Below are 17,687 nucleotides of genomic sequence, written 5' to 3' on the forward strand. Positions count from 1 at the left end.
CCTGGCGCCGGTGAACGCGGCGCCAGGGCCGGGGTCTATCGGACATGCACCAGACCAGGCCGACACTTCTGCGCAGAACCTCACTCGCCGGCGCGCTCGCGGCCCTGCTGATACTGGGCGGTGCCGCCGCCGCGGAGCTGACGATAGACCTGGACCCTGAAGCCCTGGGAGCGCTGAAGGAGCAGGCGGCCGGCTACGCCGCCCCCCTGTTGCGCGACGCCATCCTGCGCTCGCGGCAGGAAGCGCTCGTCGCCGGTACCCAGCCGATCCCGCCGGCGATCCGTGCGCGCCTGCGCGGCTACTACCGTGACGAACTGCTGGACCGCGTGCGCTGGCGCGCCGGTGGCGGCACCGAGGTTTCCCTGCAACTCAACGTCATCCAGTACGGCGACCGCGCCGCCATCACGCTGAACGAGGTGGTGGTGTTCGCGCGCGAGGCCGATGCCCGGGGCGATGCGGCGCTGTGGGCGCACGAGCTCTGGCACGTCCACCAGTTCGCCAGCTGGGGCGTGGACGATTTCGCGGCGCGCTACGTGCGAGATTTCCGCACCGTGGAGGCCGAGGCCGACAAGGCCGCGGCCGGCTACCTGGCCTGGCTCACGCGCCGACCGGCGCACAGTCGTGCGGCGGACTCTTCGGGCATGATCGACGGATCGTGACCGTATCGGCGAGAAAGCCTCCATGAACCCGCGCGCCCTGCTGTTCTGCGTCCTGCTGCCGTTCGCGGTTTTCGCGCAGACCTCGCTGGAAGTGCTGGAGCCGCGTCATCGCCTGGCGCGGGAGCTGCAGCCGCTGCTGGAGCCGCTTGCCGGGCCCGACGGCAGCGTCAGCGTGTTCGACAACAAGCTGGTGGTGCGTGCAGCGCCGGCGCAGCTTGCCGGGATGCGGCAGCTGCTGGAGCAGCTCGATCGCGCGCCGCGGCAGCTGATGATCCATGTGCGCCAGGGCGGCGTGGCGCAGCGCGGCGAGCGGGGCGCGGGCCTGTCCGGCGTCTACCGTCGCGGCGACGGCAGCATCGTGGTACCGGGGCCCGATGGCCGCCTGCCGCGCGACGTGGAGCTGCAGCTGCGCGATCGCCAGGTCCGCGACGACAGCAGCATCAGCCAGCAGCTGCGTGTCGAGGAGGGCCGCGAGGCGCAGATCATGCTCGGCAGCTCCCAGCCCTACATAACGCGGGAGCGCCTGCCCAACGGCAGCGTCGTGCAGCGCAGCGAGTACATCAGCAGCGGCAGCGGCTTCACCGTGCTGCCGCGCCTGCAGGGCGAGCGCGTGCAGCTGCAGATCCAGTCACAGCAGCAGACGCCGGGGCGCGGCGGTGTCATCGACTCGCGCAGTGCCAGCAGCGTCGTCAGCGGCCCGCTGGGCGAGTGGTTCGAAATCGGCGGCGCGGTGCAGCAGGCGTCCATGTCCTCCGGCGCGCTGCTCGGCTACTCCCAGGGCAGCGCCAGCAGCCAGAACAGCATCCAGGTCCGGGTCGAACTGCTGGAATAGCTCATCCCGCGTTCCAGTCCCGGACGAAAGCGACCCAGGGTGTGACCGGGTGCCGGCTTTCGCCGGCATGACGATCCCGATGGCTCGATCCGGATCGAAAATGTTCTAGAAGCGCGGCAGCACCGGGTTGCGCCGCGCCAGTACGTCCGCGGCCTTCTGGCGGAACAGTTCGTCGAAGGCCTCGGGCTGCGGGATCAGCCAGAACTGGCGCTGGCGGATGCCGTCGAACACGCGCTGCGCGAAGACCTCCGGCGTCAGGCCGTTCTGCTGCAGCATGCCGCGCATCAGTTCCACGAACTGCTGCACCGCCGGGTCCGCCGCGGACTGCGCGCCGAAGGGATCGTCGAAAATGCCGCTGATCACCGGGCCCGGTGCCAGCAGCGAGGCGCCCACCGGCGTGCCCAGCATTTCCAGTTCACCGCGCAGGGCCTCGGTCAGCGCCACCACCGCGAACTTGGTGGCGGAGTAGGGCGACATCAGCGGGCTGGCGAGAAAGCCGCCGACCGAGGCGGTGTTGACGATCTGCGCCGGGCGGCCCTGCTGCAGCAGGCGCGGCACGAAGGCGCGCAGGCCGTTGTGGATGCCGTGCACGTTCACGTCGAAGCTGCGGCGCCAGCGCGCTGGCTCCACCTGCCAGGAGAAGCCGGTGGCCATGATGCCGGCGTTGTTGAACAGCAGGTCCACGCCGCCCCAGGCCTGCCAGGCGCGCCGCGCCAGGGCCTCCACGGACTCGGGATCGCTGACGTCGGTGGGCACGGCCAGCACCTCGCCGGGCAAGGTCGCGACGAACTCGCGCAGGCGCTCGGCCTGCACGTCGGCCGCGACCACGCGCATGCCCTCGGCCAGCGCCTGCCGCACCAGTCCGCTGCCGATGCCGCTGGCAGCGCCGGTGACCACGGCCACGCCGCCGGTGAATTTCAGGGGGGCGCTCATGCTTCGGCTCCGGTGGTGGCGGCAGGGGGCGGGCTCCACAGGTCGGGCAGCCCGGGGTCGGTGCTCAGCACCAGTTGCTTCAGCAGGTTCTTCAGGGCCACGGCGTCCCACTCCCCGAGGCCGGCCAGCACCTCGGACTCGATGGCCTTGGCGGCGGCGATCAGGTGCAGCGTGCGACGCCGGCCCTCGTCGCTGAGGAACCAGCGCAGGTCGCCGGTGCCGTCCTCGCAGCGCAGCAGGCCGCGCTGGCGCAGGCCCGCCAGCACCTGGAAGCCGCAGTCGCAGCCGGCATGGGACAGCCCGGCCTCGATCTCGGCCTGGGTGCGGCCGTCGCGCACCGCCAGCGTGCTGAGGATGAAGTACTCGTCGTCGGAGAGCCCGTCCGCGCGCACATGCTCGCGGATGCGGAAGTAGACCTGGAAGTAGGCGCGGCCCAGCAGGTAGGGTAGGTGGTCCTCGCTCCAGCCGGCGTCGAGGCTGCCGCTGGAAAGACTGGCCGCCTTGCGTGTCGCCACCGCGTACCTGCCCGCCTGGAACACCAGCGGCGGCAGGCCGCTGCGGTCGAAGGCAACCACTTCGCCGACGAAGATCAGGTGGTCGCCACCCTCGTAGACGAAGGAGGTGCGGCATTGCAGGCGTGCGCTGCAATCGTCCAGCAGCGGCGCGCCGCCGGCGCCTTCGCTGCAGGCGACGCCGGTGAACTTGTCGGCGCCGCTCTTCGCGAAGCGGTTCGACAGGTCCTCCTGGCCGGCGGAGAGGATATGCACGGCGAAGTGACCGGACTGCTGGAAAGCCTCCAGGCTGCGCGCGTTCCTGGCCAGGCTCCACAGCACCATCGGCGGGTCCAGCGATACCGAGTTGAAGCTGTTGGCGGTGACGCCGACCGGCAGGCCGTCGGCGCCGCGCGCAGTGATGATGGTGACGCCGGTGGTGAAGGTGCCGAGCGTGGCGCGGAACTCGCGCGGGTCGAAGCGGGCTTCTGTGTTCATGGCTTGCTCCTCAGCGCTTCGCACTGATCACCAGTGGCCGGCCGCCGGGTGCGTGCAGTACCGCGCGCAATTCGTGCGGACCTTCCTCGGTGGGGCGGATCAGCGTGGCGCCGGCGGCGATCAGTTGCGCCAGTGCGGTTTCCATGTCGTCGACGCGGAAGGCCAGCGTCGGTTCGTTGACGATGCGCTCCATGCCGGTGGCGAGACCCAGCACCAGGCCGCCGGTCTCCAGCGCGGCGTAACGCTCGCCGTCGCGGAATTTCAGCGGCAGGCCCAGCGTGTCGCGGAAGAAGGCGATGGCCGTATCGAGCCGGTCGACCGGGTACAGCAGTGTGTGGACTTTCATCTCGCACCTCGAGGGTTTCTCAGTGCGATCCAGCCTAGGCCGAGGGGGAAGCGGCTTCTTCGTCCGGTTTGATGTATTGCTTGGGGGGAGTGGGATCGGCCCGGGGTACTCGATGAAAAACAAAAAACCCTGCTCCGCATACCGGCGGAGCAGGGTTCCCCCGCCAACCCGCCTACGGCAGCTGGTGCGCCTGGTGGAAGGCCCACATGCGGTCATGCAGGTCGGTCAGCCTGGCGCCCGTCGGGTAGTCATGCGTCTGGCCCGGGTAGGTGCGCCACAGCACTTCCACGCCGGCGCCGCAGCCGACGTAGCGCAGCAGCGTGCCCTCGCTGGGGCCCTCGACCACGGGCGTGGTGTTGCAGCCGTTGCGTGCGACCCACTCGTCGCGGGTCACCATGCCCATGGCCGTCGGCGACACCGTGGTGTCGGCCTCACCGTGGAACAGCGCGACGGCGACCGGACGGCTCAGGTTGCAGGCGCCGAACAGCGTCGGCGGACCGCCGGCCCAGGAGGTGGCGGAGGCGAAGACGTCCTCGGCCTCGCAGGCCGCGCGCTGCGCCATGAAACCGCCCAGGGAGCCGCCATCGAGATAGACCTGCTTCGGATCGACGCAGTATTGCGCAGCCACGCTGTTGACGACATTGCGCAGGAAGGCAACGTCCGTCGAGCCGGCGCCCAGGTCCCAGACGTTGAACTGGCCGGCCGGGTAGGCAACGATGAAGTTGTGCGTATCGGCGTAGGGGCTCCAGCCGCTGGTGATCTCCTGGATCCAGGGGAACACGCCGACGCCGTGCATGCTGAGCAGCAGCGGTACCTTGGGGCCGCTCAGGTTGGCAGGCACGTGCAGGTTGTAGGACCGGAAGCCGGCCACGGTCTTGGTGACCGTGGTGCCGTTGCCACTGAGCGTGCAGGCGGCCGAGGCCGACTGCGAGAAGCCGAGCATCGGTGCCAGCAACAGGGGCAGGGCGAACAGGGTGCGGCGCAGCCGCTTGCGGGTGAACATGGGGTCTCCTCCTCGGGTGCGGAGTTCGATAGTGAGTTCCGCTATGGCATAAGATCGGCCAGCGGCCAGGTCCCGACACTGAGCAAATCCGCCGCGCGTTAGGAATTTACGACAGGGAGGTCGAATGACGGTTTCCGGAAGCGGCCAGCCCATGGTGACGTCGGGATATGGCCGGTCGTTGCTGGAGGTCCTGCGCGACAGCGGCCGCGATCCAGCGAGCATTTGTCCGCCCGCGTGGGTCGCCGAGCTCGAATCGCCGGAATCGGCGCGGGTGCCGTTGCGGGAGTGGCTGCGGATTCTGGAGAGTGTCAGTGTGGCGCTGGGAGAACCGGAGCTCGGGCTCCGTGTCGGCGCCAGCTACGTCAAGCTCAGGCACATGGGCGTGCTGGGCCAGGCCGTGATGAGTTGTGCGACGCTGGAGGAGGGCCTGCAACTGGCCCTGCGCTACCAGCGCCTGCACGGAGATGTCGCCGAGCCGCGGGTGGAAGTGCGCGGCGAGCAGACTCACATGTCCTGGGTCTGGCCTCACGCCGAGCCTGCTCCGCCATTGATGGTGCAGCTGATGCAGGCGGCCCGCGTCACCTATGTCCGCTGGCTGACGAACCGGCCGGACTGGCGCTTCGATGCCTGGTTCGATTTCGAGGCTCCCGCCAGTACGGCGGCGTACTCGGCGCTGTTCGGTGGCGAGCTGCGCTTCGGCCAGGCCGAGTCCAGGCTGGTCGCGCCCGCGGCATACCTGCGGGCACCGATCATCTCCGCCGACGGCGAGATGCGCTTGCGCGCCGAAGCTGCCGCGCAGTCCTTGCTGAAGGAGCTGGCGGGCGAGACCGAGTTCCTGCGCCAGCTCAAGACCGCGCTGACGCAGCGTCTGGCGGTTCGCCGGGTCGCCCTGGAGGATGCAGCGGCGGCCATGAGGTTGTCGCCGCGGGCGCTGCAGCGGCGACTCGATGGTGAGGGGCGCTCATTCCGGACGATTCTCGAGGAGGTTCGCCAGGCCCGCGCCACGCACTACCTGCGCGACCCGGTGCTGTCGCTGGCCCAGGTGGCGTTCCTTCTGGGCTATACCGAGCAGAGCACGTTCCAGAGCGCCTTCAAGCAATGGACCGGAGAATCGCCGGGGGCGTTCCGCAAGCACCTGGCGGCGCAGGGCGAATCCGCCCATCGGCCGACAAACGGATAAAGAAGACAGATAAGCGGAAATGTCTCTTTTACTGCACGGGTGTATATCTTCCCGCTGGCTCAGCCGGGGCGGCGCAGTCCCCGTACCAGGTGCTTTTCGAAGTAGCGCCGCAATTGCGTCTCGGTGCGCCGCGCTGCTTCCGGAACCAGCATGAAGGACATCAGCACCCGCACCAGGAACTCCACGACCTCCGCCAGGTCCAGGTCGTCGCGAATCTCGCCGACGCGTTTGGCCACCTGGAACGACTCGCGAAAGAAGGCGACGGTCAGTTCCAGCGATTCGGCGTCGGACAGGTAGTTGCGGCTCACCCAGAGGGCGGACTGCTCCTCGAAGAACTGGCGGTGCAGGGGGGTCGTGCCCGCCTGTCGCACGGCGAAGACGCAGTAGTCCAGCAGGAAGGCGCAAAAACTCTCCGCCTTGCCCACATCCTCGGTGAAACGGTCCAGGAAGCTGCGGATTTCCTCGCGATACACCGCCAGCAGCACCGACTCGCGGTTGGGGAAGTAACGGTACAGCGTGGCGCGGACCACCTTGGCCTGCGCGGCGATGTCGGCCATGGTCGTCTGCGCGATGTCCTTGCGCGTGTAGCAGTGCCGTGCCGCTGCGATGATGCGCTCGCGCGCCTCGGCCGGTGCGGCGTTCTCCTGGCCACCCCAGCGCCGGGGAGCATCCTTGCGGCGCCGTGGCTTGGCGGTGTCGGAGCTTCGTTTTTCCATTGCGAATTATAGACATATGTAAAAGTTTGTCCGCAATAAAGAGACATATTGAGTAATTTGTCGTTTTCTGTGAGACTGCCTGGACTGACCGCTTGCCGCGACCGATGGCAACGGCGTCCCTGACCTGTTCTGGAGAGAGAAGCAATGACTGCTACTGCGAGCACCCCCCGCGGCTTCGGCGATGTGCGCCAGCTGGGCTATGTCGTGGCCGACCTGGATGCGGCGGTGCAAGCCTGGAGCGCGCAACTGGGCGTGGGACCGTGGACCTTCATCCGCAACATCCCGCTGCACTGCGTCTATCTTGGACAGCCCAGTACGCCGCTGATCGACATCGCGCTGTCCTATCGCGGGCAGATGCAGGTCGAGCTGATCCAGCAGCGCAACGACGCAGCCTCGCCCTATCGCGCGGAGGCCGGGCGCCAGGGCCTGCATCACAGCGCCTTCCTCTGCGAACACATCGAAGAGGATGTACGGCGCGCCGAGGTGCAGGGCCTGCAGGTGGTCTGCGACATCCGCATGCCTGCAGGGGGCCGCTACGTTTACCTGCAATCGCCGCAGCTGGGCGAGAACGTCTATATCGAATTCCTCGAAGTGACCGAGCAGATGCGCGAGATGTTCGCCGGTGGCATCGCGGCCTGCGCAGCCTGGGACGGGCAGGGCGGAAATGTGGTGATCGATTTCGCGGCGATGGCCGGGAGCTGAGGCGATGAGCACGGATTTCGCGCTCATCGCGGAACACGACGTCGAGTACTGGGCGGAGGTGGCGGACGTGGTGATCGTCGGCCTTGGCGTCGCCGGCGCCTGCGCGGCACTCGAAGCCCGCGCCGCAGGCGCCGGGGTGCGGGTGCTGGAGCGCGCCAGCGGCGGCGGCGGTACGACCGCGCTGGCCGCGGGACACCTGTACTTCGGCGCAGGTACGCCGGTGCAGCAGGCGGTCGGCGTGGAGGACAGCGTCGAGGCCATGTTCGCCTACCTGATGGCGAACACGCCGCAGCCGGAGCAGGACAAGATCCGCCTGTACTGCGAGCAGAGCCTGGCGCAGTTCGCCTGGCTGGAAGCCCAGGGCATTCCCTTCGAGCGCAGCTACTACCGCGGCAAGCACGTGGTGCAGCCCGGTACCGAGTGCCTGATCGAATCCGGCAACGAAAAGGTCTGGCCCTACCGCGAGCAGGCCAGGCCGGCGGCGCGCGGCCACAAGGTCGCGCGGGAAGGGGAGATGGGTGGCGCCCTGTTGATGGAGAAGCTGATCGGGCAGGTGGTCGCCTCCGGCGCGCAGCTGGTCTGCGACGCCGCGGTGAAGAACCTGGTGGTGGATGCGGCGGGCCGCGTGGTCGGTGTGCGCTACAGGCGTTTCGACGAGGTCGTTCATGTGCGCGCCCGCAAGGGGGTCGTGCTGGCCGCCGGCGGCTTTACCATGAACGAGGCGATGCTCAAGGAGCATTGCCCGACGCTGGCCGATCCGCGTGTCTACAAGCTGGGCAATCCGAATGACGACGGCGCCGGCATCCTGATGGGCCTGGCGGCCGGCGGGCAGGCGCTGCATATGGACGGCTGCCTGGTGACCTCGCCGATCTATCCCGACGAGAAGCTGATCAAGGGCATCCTGGTGAACGCGGAAGGCCAGCGCTTCGTCGCCGAGGATTCCTACCACGCACGCAGCACCGCCTTCATGCTGCGGCAGCCGCAGCAGCGGGTCTATCTCATCGTCGACCGGGAATGCCACGGCAAGCCGGAGATGATGAACCAGCAGCTGATCGATGCCTGGGACAGCGTCGCCGAGATGGAATCCGCGCTGCAGCTGCCGGACGGTGCCCTGCAGGCCACGGTCGCGGAGTACAACCGGCATGCCGAGCGCGGCGAGGATCCGGTTTTCCACAAGCGTGACGGCTGGCTGCAGCCGCTGGTGCATCCGCCCTACGGCGCTTTCGAGTGCTCATTGGGCAAGTCGGGTTACGTCGGCTTCACGCTCGGCGGCCTGCGGGTGTCGATCGACGGCGAGGTGCTGGGAAAGGACGGACACCGTGTCGCGGGCCTGTATGCCGCCGGTGCCTGTGCTTCCAATATCGCCCAGGACGGCACCGGCTATTCCAGCGGCACCTGTATCGGCGAGTCCACCTTCTTTGGACGCCGCGCCGGCCTTGCCGCGGCGCAGGCCTGAGGTCCGACGATGAACGCCTTCGAAGGCAAGGTCGCGATCGTCACCGGCGGCGCCTCCGGCATCGGCTATGCCCTGTGCCGCGAGCTGTGCGGGCGCGGCGCCACGGTCTATGCGGCCGACCTGAATCCCGCGGGACTGCTGCGGCTGCAGCAGGACTGCGCCGGACCCGGGCTGCTCGTCGTCACCCTCAACGTCACCGAGGAGCCGGCGGTCAAGGCACTGCTCGACCGCGCGGTGCGAGAGCAGGGCCGCATCGACTACCTGTTCAACAATGCCGGCATCGTCACCGGCGGCGACTTCGAGCACATGGATTTCGACCAGTGGAGGAAGATCGTCGACATCAACCTCTGGGGCGTGATCTACGGCACCCAGCACGGCTATGCGCAGATGCTGAAGCAGGGCCACGGGCACATCGTCAACACCGCGTCGACGGCGGGTGTCATGCCGGTGGCCAAGTCCACCGCCTACGCCACCACCAAGCACGCGGTGGTGGGACTGAGCGTCTCGCTGCGCGAGGAAGCGCGCAAGCACGGCATCCGCGTCAGCACCGTCGTGCCTGGACTGGTGGACACCAACATCTTCGCCACCGCCACCAACCTCAAGGGACACGACTACGCTGCCGCGATGAAGAAAGTGCCGACCGGCAAGATCTCGCCGGCGCAGGCGGCGGGGCACATCCTCGACGGCGTGGCGGCCAACCGCCAGTTCATCGTTTTTCCCGGCAGCAACCGCGTCATCGTCGCCATGAACCGCCTGCTGCCGGGCTTCATGGGCTGGCTGATCAACTGGAAGACTTGAGCGGCCGACCTGGCCATCGGAGAGAGTAGCGATGAACGCATCCTGGCTGGGACCGATCGGACAGATCAGCTACAGCACCGGCGATCTCGACCGCACGCTGGCCTTCTGGGAGCGCCAGGTGGGCGTCGGCCCCTGGAGTGTCTACCGCGGCCTGACGCTGGTCCTGCGCTACGAGGGGCGGCAGATCGCCCTGCCCTTCGACGTGGCGCTGGCCATGCATGGCGACCAGCTGATCGAACTCATCCAGGTTCGGGGCGACGGTCCGTCACCGTTCCACGACGCCCTGAATCGCCCGATCATCGGCCTCCAGCGCCTCGCTTCGGTGACTGCGCACTACGAGCGCGACCGGCAGGCGGCCATCGACAGCGGCTTGGATGCCTATGCCGAGGGCATCGATCCCACCGGCCAGCGCTACGTCTACTTCCGCTCGCCCGAGGCGCCGGGCGTGATCCTCGAACTGCTGGAGTCCATTCCCTCGTTCGAGGCCTTCCGCAGCCGCCTGGAGGCGCGGGCGCGGGGCTATGCGCGCGCTGCCGCGGCGCCTGCCACGGCAGAGACAGCGGTGCCCACCGGCACCCGCATGAAAGCCGCGCTGCTGCACGCCTACGGCGAGCCCGGCGAGTTCCGCATCGAGGACGTCGCGGTACCCGAGCCTGGGCCCGGCGAAATCCGCGTGCGTGTCGCTGCTGCCGCGGTCAACCCGGTGGACGTCAAGGCGCGCCGCGGCTACCTGAAGGACTGGATGCCGCTGGAATTTCCCGCACGCCTGGGGGGCGACGTCTCCGGAGTCGTCGAGGCCCTGGGCGCGGGCGTCAGCCTGTTCCGGATCGGTGACCGCGTCATGGGCATGATCAATCCGATGGCCCACGGTGCCTACGCCGAGTGCGTGGTGTCGGCCGCCGCCGCGTTCGCGCAGCTGCCGGAGGGCCTGGACCTGGTGCGGGCAGCGGCGCTGCCCACCGGCGTGCTGACCGGCACGCAGTTGATCGAGCGTGGCGTCAGGCCCAAGCCCGGAGACCGGGGGCTGGTGATCGGTGCCGGCGGCTCCACCGGCAGGGCCGCGGTATTCGCGGCGCTGGATGCGGGGGCGAAAGTCTATGCCGGCGTTCGCGCCTCCAGCCTCGACGCCGTGCGGGACCTGCCGCTGGCAGGCGTGATCGACCTGGACGATGCCGCGGCGTTGACCGCCGCCGGCCCCTTCGATTTCGTCGCCGATACCGTCGGGGGTGAAACCGCCGAAAAATTGTTTGCCCATCTGCGCGGCGATGGCGTATTTGCGTCCACCGCGTTTCCGCCGCCCAATCCGCCGCCCGCATCGACCCAGCGCTTCACCTCTCTGGTGGTGAGCTTCGACGGCCCGCGGTTGCAGCGCTTCGCGCGTGAGCTGGCGGAGAAGAATCGGCAGATGCCGGTAGCAAGGCAACTGCCCCTGGCGGCGGTCATCGAGGCTCACCAGCTGATGGAGCAGGGCGCGGTCGGCGGCAAGATCCTGTTGCTGCCTTAGGGCCTCGGTTGCAGTGCAGCAATTCGCGCCGACGTGACTAGTCCTTTTTGATGTAACCAATCGTGGAAGGCAGGAGCACTCTGGGACCAGTAGGGTGCGCTATCCGTCAAGGAGGAGAAAACATGAGAAGCAAGGGTAAGGGTCGCCGGGCTGTTGCAGGTCACGGCGTACTGGGTGCGGCGATATTCGGCGTCATCGGCCTGCCGGCAACGGCGAGTGCCGGATCGCTGGATGTCGGCGGCGGTCTGGATGCGAAGTACAACCTGACACTGGGCTATGCCGCAGCGATGCGTACGGAAAGCCCCGACAGCGCCCTGATCGGGCCGGCGGCACTCAATGCCGACGATGGCGACCGGAACTTCGATTCCGGCAGCCTGATCAACAACCGCGCCAGCCTGCTGGCCGAGTTCTACCTGTCGCGCGGCAGCTACGGCGCCGTGCTGCGTGGCGACGCGTTCTACGACGACGTCTACCACCGCGGCAACGACAACGATTCGCCCACCACGATCAACAAGGCGGGCGACAACGACGAGTTCACCGACGACGCCCGCAAGTACAGCGGTGGCCGTGCCCGCGTGCTCGACGCCTACCTCTACGGCGACTGGTCGCTGAGCGATAGCGTGCAGCTCAACCTGCGCGGCGGCCGCCAGGTCGTGGCCTGGGGCGAGAGCCTGTTCTTCTCCGGCATCGCCGGCGCCCAGGGTCCCGCCGACGCCACCAAGGCCAACGTGCCGGGTGCCGAGATCAAGAACATCCTGCTGCCGGTGGCGCAGGTGTCGGGGCAGCTCGACATCGGTTCGCGCACCAGCCTGATGGCCTACTACCACCTGGAGTACAAGCCCACCGAGCTGGATCCGGCAGGCTCGTACTTCTCCACCAGCGACATCGTCGGCCCCGGCCGCGAAGTGCTGCTGTTCGCGCCCGGAGTCGGCATCCCCTACGCGGGAGACAAGGAGCCCAGCGACAACGGCCAGTACGGCGTGGGCATCAAGGTCCAGCTCACCGGTGCCACCGGTGTCGGCCTGTACCGGCTGCGCTACCACGACACCAACCCGGCCGTGCTGCTGAACATCGCCGAAGTCGCCCCGGGGACCTTCGTCCCCGTGTCGTACAACATCGGTTACTTCGACGGCATCGACATGACGGCGCTCAGCTTCTCGACGCGCCTGGGTCCGACCAACGTGGCGGGTGAAATCAGCTACCGCGAGGGCGTCAACATGCTGGTCAACACCGCGCTCGGCCCCACCGCCAGCCGCGGCGACCTGAGCCAGGTGCTGCTGTCCACGCTGTACACGGTGGCGCCGAACTTCCTGTCGCAGGAAATCGGCCTGGTCGGCGAGGCCGGCTACATCCATGTCGAGGATGTCGAGGGGACGATGGGCAGCACGCAGCTGAGCAACAGCAAGATGGCCTGGGGCTATTCGCTGATCGCGACGCTGAACTACCGCAACGTCCTCCAGGGCTGGGACCTGGCGGTGCCGATCACCTGGGCGCACCTGCCCGAGGGCCGTCCCGCAATGGCCGGTGCTTTCGGCAGCCTCTACGGTGAAGGCGACCGGCGCCTGAGCGTGGCCGGCAACTTCACCTACCTGCAGAACCTGCAGGTGGGCGTCAGCTACAACGCCTACCTGGGCTCGGCCACGCTGGCCGACCGTCCCTACGCGGATCGCGACTACGTCGCGCTCAACGTCAAGTACAGCTATTGATCGTGAGGAAATTTCACATGGATCACATCATTCTGAATCGGACCCTGGCCCGATTCCTTGCGGCCGGCCTGATCGCCACCGCGATACCGGCGGCCTATGCCAAGGGCACCGCGGAAGAAGTTGCAGCACTCGGTGGCAAGCTCACCTGCGTCGGCGCCGAAAGCGCCGGCAATGCCGACGGCTCGGTGGCCGCGCATACCGGCAAGTGGAGCGACAGCTATCCCGGCTACAACGGCCCCGGCAAGTACAGCCCGGGACCCTATGCCGACGAGAAGCCGCTGTTCACGATCACCTCGCAGAACGCCGGGCAGTACGCGGCGAGGCTGACCGAGGGGCAGAAGGAGTTGCTCAAGCGCTATCCCCAGTCCTACCGCATCCCGGTGTACGCCAGCCATCGCGACTTCGCCTACGGCACGAAGGTCTGCGACAGCATCAGGAAGAATGCCGCCAGCGGCGAGGTGCTGCATGAAGGCCTCGGCGTGCAGGCCGTGGCCGGTGCCCCCGCGATTCCGTTCCCCAAGAGCGGCATCGAGGCACACTGGAGCATGGTCACGCCGCATCGTGCCTCCAGCGAACTGGTCGTATCGGACTCGGCCGTGGTCTACCCCAACGGCAGCAAGTCCTGGGGCCGGGTGGACTACAAGATCCTGTCGCTGAGCAACGATCCGAAGCAGACGCGCAGCACGCAGGACCAGATCGACTCCTACTTCAAGGTGCGCACCCTGTTGCCGGAGCGCCAGAACGGCGAGCTGTTCGTCGGCTGGAATCCCAACGACTACCACAACGACGAGCGCCAGACCTGGTTCTACAGCCCGGGCACGCGCCGCGTGCGCCAGGCACCGGAGTTCGGCTACGACACGCCGCAGGGTTCCGGCGGCTTCCGCACGGTGGACGACGATCGTTTGTTCAACGGCTCGCCCGAGCGCTACGACTGGAAGCTGGTCGGCAAGAAGGAGGTCTACGTTCCGTACAACACCTTCCGGCAGAACGATCCGGCCGTTTCCTACGACACGCTGCTGACGCCCAACGCCTTGAATCCCGACTACCAGCGCTACGAGCTGCATCGCGTCTGGGTGCTGGAGGCCACGGTGAAGAAGGGCTACCGGCACGCCTATGCCCGCCGCACGTTCTACATCGACGAGGACAGCTGGCATGCCCTGTGGGTGGACAACTATGACGGCCGCGGCAGCCTCTGGCGCGCCAGCATGGTGAACTACTTCTGGGCGCCGGAGATCGGCGGATTCCAGGCCGGCATCGCGGTCTACCACGACCTGACCGCCGGCGCCTATTTCGCCGACCGCCTGGTCAACCAGTCGAAGCAGTGGTGGCTGCTGAACCAGGGCGGACTGACAGCGGAGATGTTCTCGGAGTCCGCGGCCAAGCGCGCGGGTCACTGAGCGCCAAGAGTGGAAACAAGAGGGGCGGCCAATGGCCGCCCCTTTTTTTGTTTTCAAAGCCCAACCGTAGCCCGTGACCTCGTGGACTAAACTCGGTATTGCCGAAACAAACTCTGTATTTCGAAGCCAAACTCTGTACGAGATCGAGTCAGGCGGACTTAGAAGTAAACTCGGTCCGGACTGTTGCAGCGCATAGTGAAGTCGAATGGAGAGGCTACCCAAAGGCCGAATTCGTTCGGAAGTCTCGGCGAAGGGGGCTACAAAAACGTGAATATGGGGCCTGAATGTCCGGCATGGCCAGGGCGCTGCCTGGCGTAGTCAGGCCGACGATGGCGGGTACCGCCGAATCTGCGGCGATCCCATTGCCGGGGGAGACAAGCCTCGCGAACTGCTGGTGTGGACCTCCAAGTCCGGTCGCGGCTGCCGTAGCCTCATGGGCAGTTTCCTCCCGCCTGAGCGATAACCCCTTGCAGCGGCAGTGCGCGCGACGACGATCCCACCGCCACGCCGTAGCAGCCGGGCGCCACGCTCCAGCGCGCGCCGGCCTCGTCCCAGTACGCGAACGAGCGCGCGTCGAGCGCGAAGTGCACGCGCGCCGACTCGCCCGGGGAAAGCTGCACTTTCTGAAAGCCCTTGAGCTGATGCGGCGGCTGCACGATGCCCGGCGCCGGCTGCGGCAGGCCGAGGTAGAGCTGCGCGACTTCGGCGCCCTCCCGGGTACCGATGTTGGCCACCGTGGCGCTGATATCACGGTCGTTCACCTGCAGGTCGGAATAGCGGAAACGCGTGTACGAGAGGCCGTGGCCGAAGGGGAACGCGGGTTCGAGGCCTTGCGCGTCGTACCAGCGGTAGCCCATCAACACGTCATCGGAGTAGAACACCTGCACGCCGTTGCCGGGGTAACGCAGCAGATCGCCGCCGACCGGCGTATCGACTGTGTGCTGAGGGAAAGTGATGGGCAGTTTGCCGGACGGATTCACGTCGCCGAACAGCACGCGCGCCATGGCGGTGCCGCCATCCGCGCCCGGATACCAGGCTTCGAGAATCGCCGGCACCTGGTCCCGCCATGGCGTGAGCACCTGGCCGCCGGTCTGCATCACCACCATGGTCTTGGGATTGGCTGCCGCCACCGCTGCGATCAGCGCATCCTGATTGCCGGCGCAGTCGCTCAGCAGGCATTCGGGCGTAAAGCTCAATGCTTCGCCGAGCGGCCCCAGCAGTCCACCACAGTCCAGCGACAGGCAGGGCTGGTCGTGACCTTCGGTCATGTGATTGCTGACCGCGACGATAACCACGTCCGCCTCTCGCGCCAGCGCGGCGGCGGTGCTCGTGCTGGTGCCCGGGTCGTAACGCAGCTCGACGCCAGCCGCCGCGGCGCGCGCCTCCAGGCCCTGACGCAGGGTGGTCGTCTTCAGCGGGATGACGAAGGACGAACCTCTACCGGCGTTGTAGCGATCAGCGGCCGCGCCGATCAGCGCGAGCTTCAGGCCCGCGCGCGCCGGCAGCGGCAGCAATTCGCCGTCGTTCTTCATCAGCACCATGCCCTGCTCGGCGATGCTGCGCGACGCGGCAAAATGCCCTTCGGTGTCGATCCTCGAGATGTCGTCCGGGTAAGCCGCCCGGTCGAAGACGCCGAAGGCGAAATGCGTCCGCAGGATGTTGCGCACGCGCTTATTGATGGTTTCGTCGCTCACCAGGGCGACCGCGCGCACGGCCTGGACCACCAGCGGGCTGTATACCAGCGCCGGCCAGGGTTCGAAGTCCAGGCCAGCGTTGAGCCCCGCCTGCGGGATGTGCACGGCGTTGTAGTCGGCCAGCACATAGCCCTTGAAGCCCCATTCCTCGCGCAAGACCTGGGTCAGCGTGAAGGGATTCTCGCAGGCCCAGGGCCCGTTCAGGCGGTTGTAGGAACACATGACGGTGCCTACGCCGCCTTCCTTGACCGCCGCCTCGTAGGACTGGAGATAGATTTCGCGCAGGGCGCGCTCGCTGACCACGACATCGGTCGTGAAACGCCCACCCACGGCTCCAGTCAGCGGCGGCAGCGGGAAGCCTTCGGGCGGCACCGACAGCGCGCCATCCTGGTGGTTGCCGACGAAATGCTTGGCGTTGGCGATCACGCCCTGATCCTGGATGCCGTGCACCAGGGGCGGAGCAAAGGTGCGCGCGAGGAAGGGATCCTCGCCCATGGTCTCCATGTTGCGGCCCCAGAACGGATTGCGCACGAGATCAAGATTGGGCGCGAAGACCACGTCGTTGCCGCGACCGCGCGCCTGCTCGCCGATGACGCTGCCGTAGCGATAGGCCAGGCGTGGATCCCAGCTCGCCGCCAGCGCGATGCCCGCCGGCATCGGAGTGCCACCGGTCGCCTGCGCCACGCCATGCGGGCCATCGGCGTAATAGATCGTCGGAATCCCGAGCCGCTCGATGCCGAAGCTGGTGCCGGTGTGCCGGGTCTGCGACGGCAGCGGCGTGGTGGCGAACACATCGTCGCCGCCGAGCAGGGAAATCTTCTCCTCCAGCGTCATTTCCGCCAGCAGCCGATCGGCGCGCGCATCCGCCGACAGCCGGGTATCGCACCAGGGATGCTCGCCGCAGCGCGCCGGGCCGGCCGCGGCGACCGGCGACGTACCGGCTGCGGCCTGCGGCTGGCTTCTGCCACAGGCCGACAACCCGAGGCCAAGCAGGGCGAGCAGCAGGCCCGCACACAGCTTTGACGGGACGTTCATAGGCGCGCCGCCCTGCAGCAACAACGTGCGCCGCAGAGCAGAGCAGCCGTTTCCATGGCGACGATCGACCCGTAGCGCAGCAATTTCGACATCATCGATTCTCCTCGAATCATGGTGCTCCGCCCAATGGGTGGCACACTTTTTTGCCGACAGCGCAGCCTACGGCTTCGGATTTTTATTCAGCCTTCGAGTACTCATAAGGACTGTAGCCGTCCCGTCGCACAGAAGCAGGGTCAGCAAAGGCCAGTAAAGGGCCTTTGTCGGCCAATCTGTGAGGCCGCGTCTCCGCAATCGCAGAGGCTGGTATGCGCCTATCTTTCTACAGGCCGCGATTTCAGCGACCGGCGAGCCCGAACTGGCGCTGAAAGTCGGCAGCAGTATCCAGCCGCGCCATATCGGCTGCTCAGCTACGTGGCGATGAGTTGCGCCACGTTCGGCGACGCCATCGAGCAGATGCAGCGCTATTTGCGCCTCGCCGGTGACATCAGTTCGACCCGCCTCGTGACGCGCGGCCGCAGTGTCGATGTTATCTGGCAGTGGTCGCACGGCAGCCCGGTGCCCGACTCGATGCCCAAGCTGCAGCAGGCATCGCGGATCACGTTGGCGCGCTGGATCACCGACCGGCGCGGCGCCGGCGTGACCGCGCACTTAGGGACGGAAGGCCGTCACCATTGTTCCGCCGCGCAGGCGGCCTGAAAGCATCGATTGCATCCGGGCTACTTTGCTACACGATTGGA

General features: G+C 67.5%; 16 protein-coding genes. 10 read left to right on the forward strand and 6 right to left on the reverse strand.

Translation table 11 applies throughout. The features are described from left to right. Positions 1–44: 44 nt before the first annotated feature. On the forward strand, positions 45–659 hold the full coding sequence (locus D0B54_RS08550) for an eCIS core domain-containing protein (RefSeq protein ID WP_117290920.1): 615 nt from the start codon (positions 45–47) through the stop codon (positions 657–659). 22 nt (positions 660–681) lie between these two features. After that, entirely contained in the window at positions 682–1,491 is an 810-nt protein-coding gene (locus D0B54_RS08555) for a secretin N-terminal domain-containing protein (protein WP_117290921.1), read from the forward strand. A gap of 105 nt (positions 1,492–1,596) precedes the next feature. Here D0B54_RS08555 and D0B54_RS08560 read toward each other — a convergent pair whose 3' ends face one another. The 4 genes from D0B54_RS08560 to D0B54_RS08575 form a co-directional block, all read right to left on the reverse strand. Then, the gene (locus tag D0B54_RS08560) at positions 1,597–2,424 is read right to left on the reverse strand and encodes an SDR family NAD(P)-dependent oxidoreductase (protein WP_117290922.1); all 828 of its coding nucleotides are present in this window, start codon (positions 2,422–2,424) and stop codon (positions 1,597–1,599) included. After that, a complete protein-coding gene (locus D0B54_RS08565; protein WP_117290923.1) occupies positions 2,421–3,413 on the reverse strand; it encodes a flavin reductase in 993 nt (330 codons plus the stop codon). Before D0B54_RS08565 ends, D0B54_RS08560 begins: the two co-directional genes overlap by 4 nt. A gap of 10 nt (positions 3,414–3,423) precedes the next feature. Continuing rightward, the gene (locus D0B54_RS08570) at positions 3,424–3,759 is read right to left on the reverse strand and encodes a VOC family protein (protein ID WP_117290924.1); all 336 of its coding nucleotides are present in this window, start codon (positions 3,757–3,759) and stop codon (positions 3,424–3,426) included. A 172-nt stretch (positions 3,760–3,931) separates the two neighbouring features. Next, a complete protein-coding gene (locus D0B54_RS08575) occupies positions 3,932–4,762 on the reverse strand; it encodes an alpha/beta hydrolase family esterase (RefSeq protein ID WP_117290925.1) in 831 nt (276 codons plus the stop codon). A gap of 151 nt (positions 4,763–4,913) precedes the next feature. On the opposite strand from D0B54_RS08575, the gene D0B54_RS08580 reads away from it, so the two are divergent. After that, positions 4,914–5,942 carry an AraC family transcriptional regulator gene (locus D0B54_RS08580; protein WP_162932307.1) on the forward strand — a complete coding sequence of 343 codons (1,029 nt, stop codon included), beginning with the start codon at positions 4,914–4,916 and terminating at the stop codon, positions 5,940–5,942. Positions 5,943–6,001: 59 nt separating this feature from the next. On the opposite strand, the gene D0B54_RS08585 is transcribed toward D0B54_RS08580, so the two are convergent. Then, positions 6,002–6,658 (reverse strand): TetR/AcrR family transcriptional regulator, encoded by a 657-nt coding sequence (locus tag D0B54_RS08585; protein ID WP_117290927.1) that lies wholly within the window; start codon positions 6,656–6,658, stop codon positions 6,002–6,004. Positions 6,659–6,802: 144 nt separating this feature from the next. On the opposite strand from D0B54_RS08585, the gene D0B54_RS08590 reads away from it, so the two are divergent. From D0B54_RS08590 to D0B54_RS08615, 6 genes are all read left to right on the forward strand, one after another. Further along, positions 6,803–7,360, forward strand: coding sequence for a VOC family protein (locus D0B54_RS08590; RefSeq protein WP_117290928.1), 558 nt, complete (start codon positions 6,803–6,805; stop codon positions 7,358–7,360). 4 nt (positions 7,361–7,364) lie between these two features. Continuing rightward, entirely contained in the window at positions 7,365–8,816 is a 1,452-nt protein-coding gene (locus D0B54_RS08595) for an FAD-binding protein (protein ID WP_117290929.1), read from the forward strand. A gap of 9 nt (positions 8,817–8,825) precedes the next feature. Further along, the gene (locus tag D0B54_RS08600; protein WP_117290930.1) at positions 8,826–9,614 is read left to right on the forward strand and encodes an SDR family NAD(P)-dependent oxidoreductase; all 789 of its coding nucleotides are present in this window, start codon (positions 8,826–8,828) and stop codon (positions 9,612–9,614) included. Positions 9,615–9,645: 31 nt separating this feature from the next. Then, the gene (locus tag D0B54_RS08605; protein ID WP_117290931.1) at positions 9,646–11,118 is read left to right on the forward strand and encodes an alcohol dehydrogenase catalytic domain-containing protein; all 1,473 of its coding nucleotides are present in this window, start codon (positions 9,646–9,648) and stop codon (positions 11,116–11,118) included. A gap of 122 nt (positions 11,119–11,240) precedes the next feature. Further along, entirely contained in the window at positions 11,241–12,824 is a 1,584-nt protein-coding gene (locus D0B54_RS08610) for a DUF1302 domain-containing protein (protein ID WP_117290932.1), read from the forward strand. A gap of 17 nt (positions 12,825–12,841) precedes the next feature. Next, positions 12,842–14,221 carry a DUF1329 domain-containing protein gene (locus D0B54_RS08615; protein ID WP_117290933.1) on the forward strand — a complete coding sequence of 460 codons (1,380 nt, stop codon included), beginning with the start codon at positions 12,842–12,844 and terminating at the stop codon, positions 14,219–14,221. A 431-nt stretch (positions 14,222–14,652) separates the two neighbouring features. On the opposite strand, the gene D0B54_RS08620 is transcribed toward D0B54_RS08615, so the two are convergent. Then, positions 14,653–16,950 carry a beta-glucosidase family protein gene (locus D0B54_RS08620; protein ID WP_162932308.1) on the reverse strand — a complete coding sequence of 766 codons (2,298 nt, stop codon included), beginning with the start codon at positions 16,948–16,950 and terminating at the stop codon, positions 14,653–14,655. A gap of 126 nt (positions 16,951–17,076) precedes the next feature. Here D0B54_RS08620 and D0B54_RS24970 point away from each other — a divergent pair, with 126 nt between their 5' ends. Beyond that, a complete protein-coding gene (locus tag D0B54_RS24970) occupies positions 17,077–17,646 on the forward strand; it encodes an AraC family transcriptional regulator ligand-binding domain-containing protein (RefSeq protein ID WP_162932309.1) in 570 nt (189 codons plus the stop codon). Positions 17,647–17,687 lie beyond the last annotated feature (41 nt).

Source organism: Solimonas sp. K1W22B-7, assembly GCF_003428335.1.
Classification (GTDB): domain Bacteria; phylum Pseudomonadota; class Gammaproteobacteria; order Nevskiales; family Nevskiaceae; genus Solimonas_A.

What these genes read in the sequence shown, in the direction of transcription:
- D0B54_RS08555 (WP_117290921.1), top strand. Translation starts at nt 682, where the DNA reads ATGAACCCGCGCGCCCTGCTGTTCTGCGTCCTGCTGCCGTTCGCGGTT.
- D0B54_RS08565 (WP_117290923.1), bottom strand. Translation starts at nt 3,413, where the DNA reads ATGAACACAGAAGCCCGCTTCGACCCGCGCGAGTTCCGCGCCACGCTC.
- D0B54_RS08560 (WP_117290922.1), bottom strand. Translation starts at nt 2,424, where the DNA reads ATGAGCGCCCCCCTGAAATTCACCGGCGGCGTGGCCGTGGTCACCGGC.
- D0B54_RS08605 (WP_117290931.1), top strand. Translation starts at nt 9,646, where the DNA reads ATGAACGCATCCTGGCTGGGACCGATCGGACAGATCAGCTACAGCACC.
- D0B54_RS08610 (WP_117290932.1), top strand. Translation starts at nt 11,241, where the DNA reads ATGAGAAGCAAGGGTAAGGGTCGCCGGGCTGTTGCAGGTCACGGCGTA.
- D0B54_RS08590 (WP_117290928.1), top strand. Translation starts at nt 6,803, where the DNA reads ATGACTGCTACTGCGAGCACCCCCCGCGGCTTCGGCGATGTGCGCCAG.
- D0B54_RS08595 (WP_117290929.1), top strand. Translation starts at nt 7,365, where the DNA reads ATGAGCACGGATTTCGCGCTCATCGCGGAACACGACGTCGAGTACTGG.
- D0B54_RS08585 (WP_117290927.1), bottom strand. Translation starts at nt 6,658, where the DNA reads ATGGAAAAACGAAGCTCCGACACCGCCAAGCCACGGCGCCGCAAGGAT.
- D0B54_RS08575 (WP_117290925.1), bottom strand. Translation starts at nt 4,762, where the DNA reads ATGTTCACCCGCAAGCGGCTGCGCCGCACCCTGTTCGCCCTGCCCCTG.
- D0B54_RS08580 (WP_162932307.1), top strand. Translation starts at nt 4,914, where the DNA reads ATGGTGACGTCGGGATATGGCCGGTCGTTGCTGGAGGTCCTGCGCGAC.
- D0B54_RS08600 (WP_117290930.1), top strand. Translation starts at nt 8,826, where the DNA reads ATGAACGCCTTCGAAGGCAAGGTCGCGATCGTCACCGGCGGCGCCTCC.
- D0B54_RS24970 (WP_162932309.1), top strand. Translation starts at nt 17,077, where the DNA reads ATGGGTGGCACACTTTTTTGCCGACAGCGCAGCCTACGGCTTCGGATT.
- D0B54_RS08550 (WP_117290920.1), top strand. Translation starts at nt 45, where the DNA reads ATGCACCAGACCAGGCCGACACTTCTGCGCAGAACCTCACTCGCCGGC.
- D0B54_RS08570 (WP_117290924.1), bottom strand. Translation starts at nt 3,759, where the DNA reads ATGAAAGTCCACACACTGCTGTACCCGGTCGACCGGCTCGATACGGCC.
- D0B54_RS08620 (WP_162932308.1), bottom strand. Translation starts at nt 16,950, where the DNA reads ATGAACGTCCCGTCAAAGCTGTGTGCGGGCCTGCTGCTCGCCCTGCTT.
- D0B54_RS08615 (WP_117290933.1), top strand. Translation starts at nt 12,842, where the DNA reads ATGGATCACATCATTCTGAATCGGACCCTGGCCCGATTCCTTGCGGCC.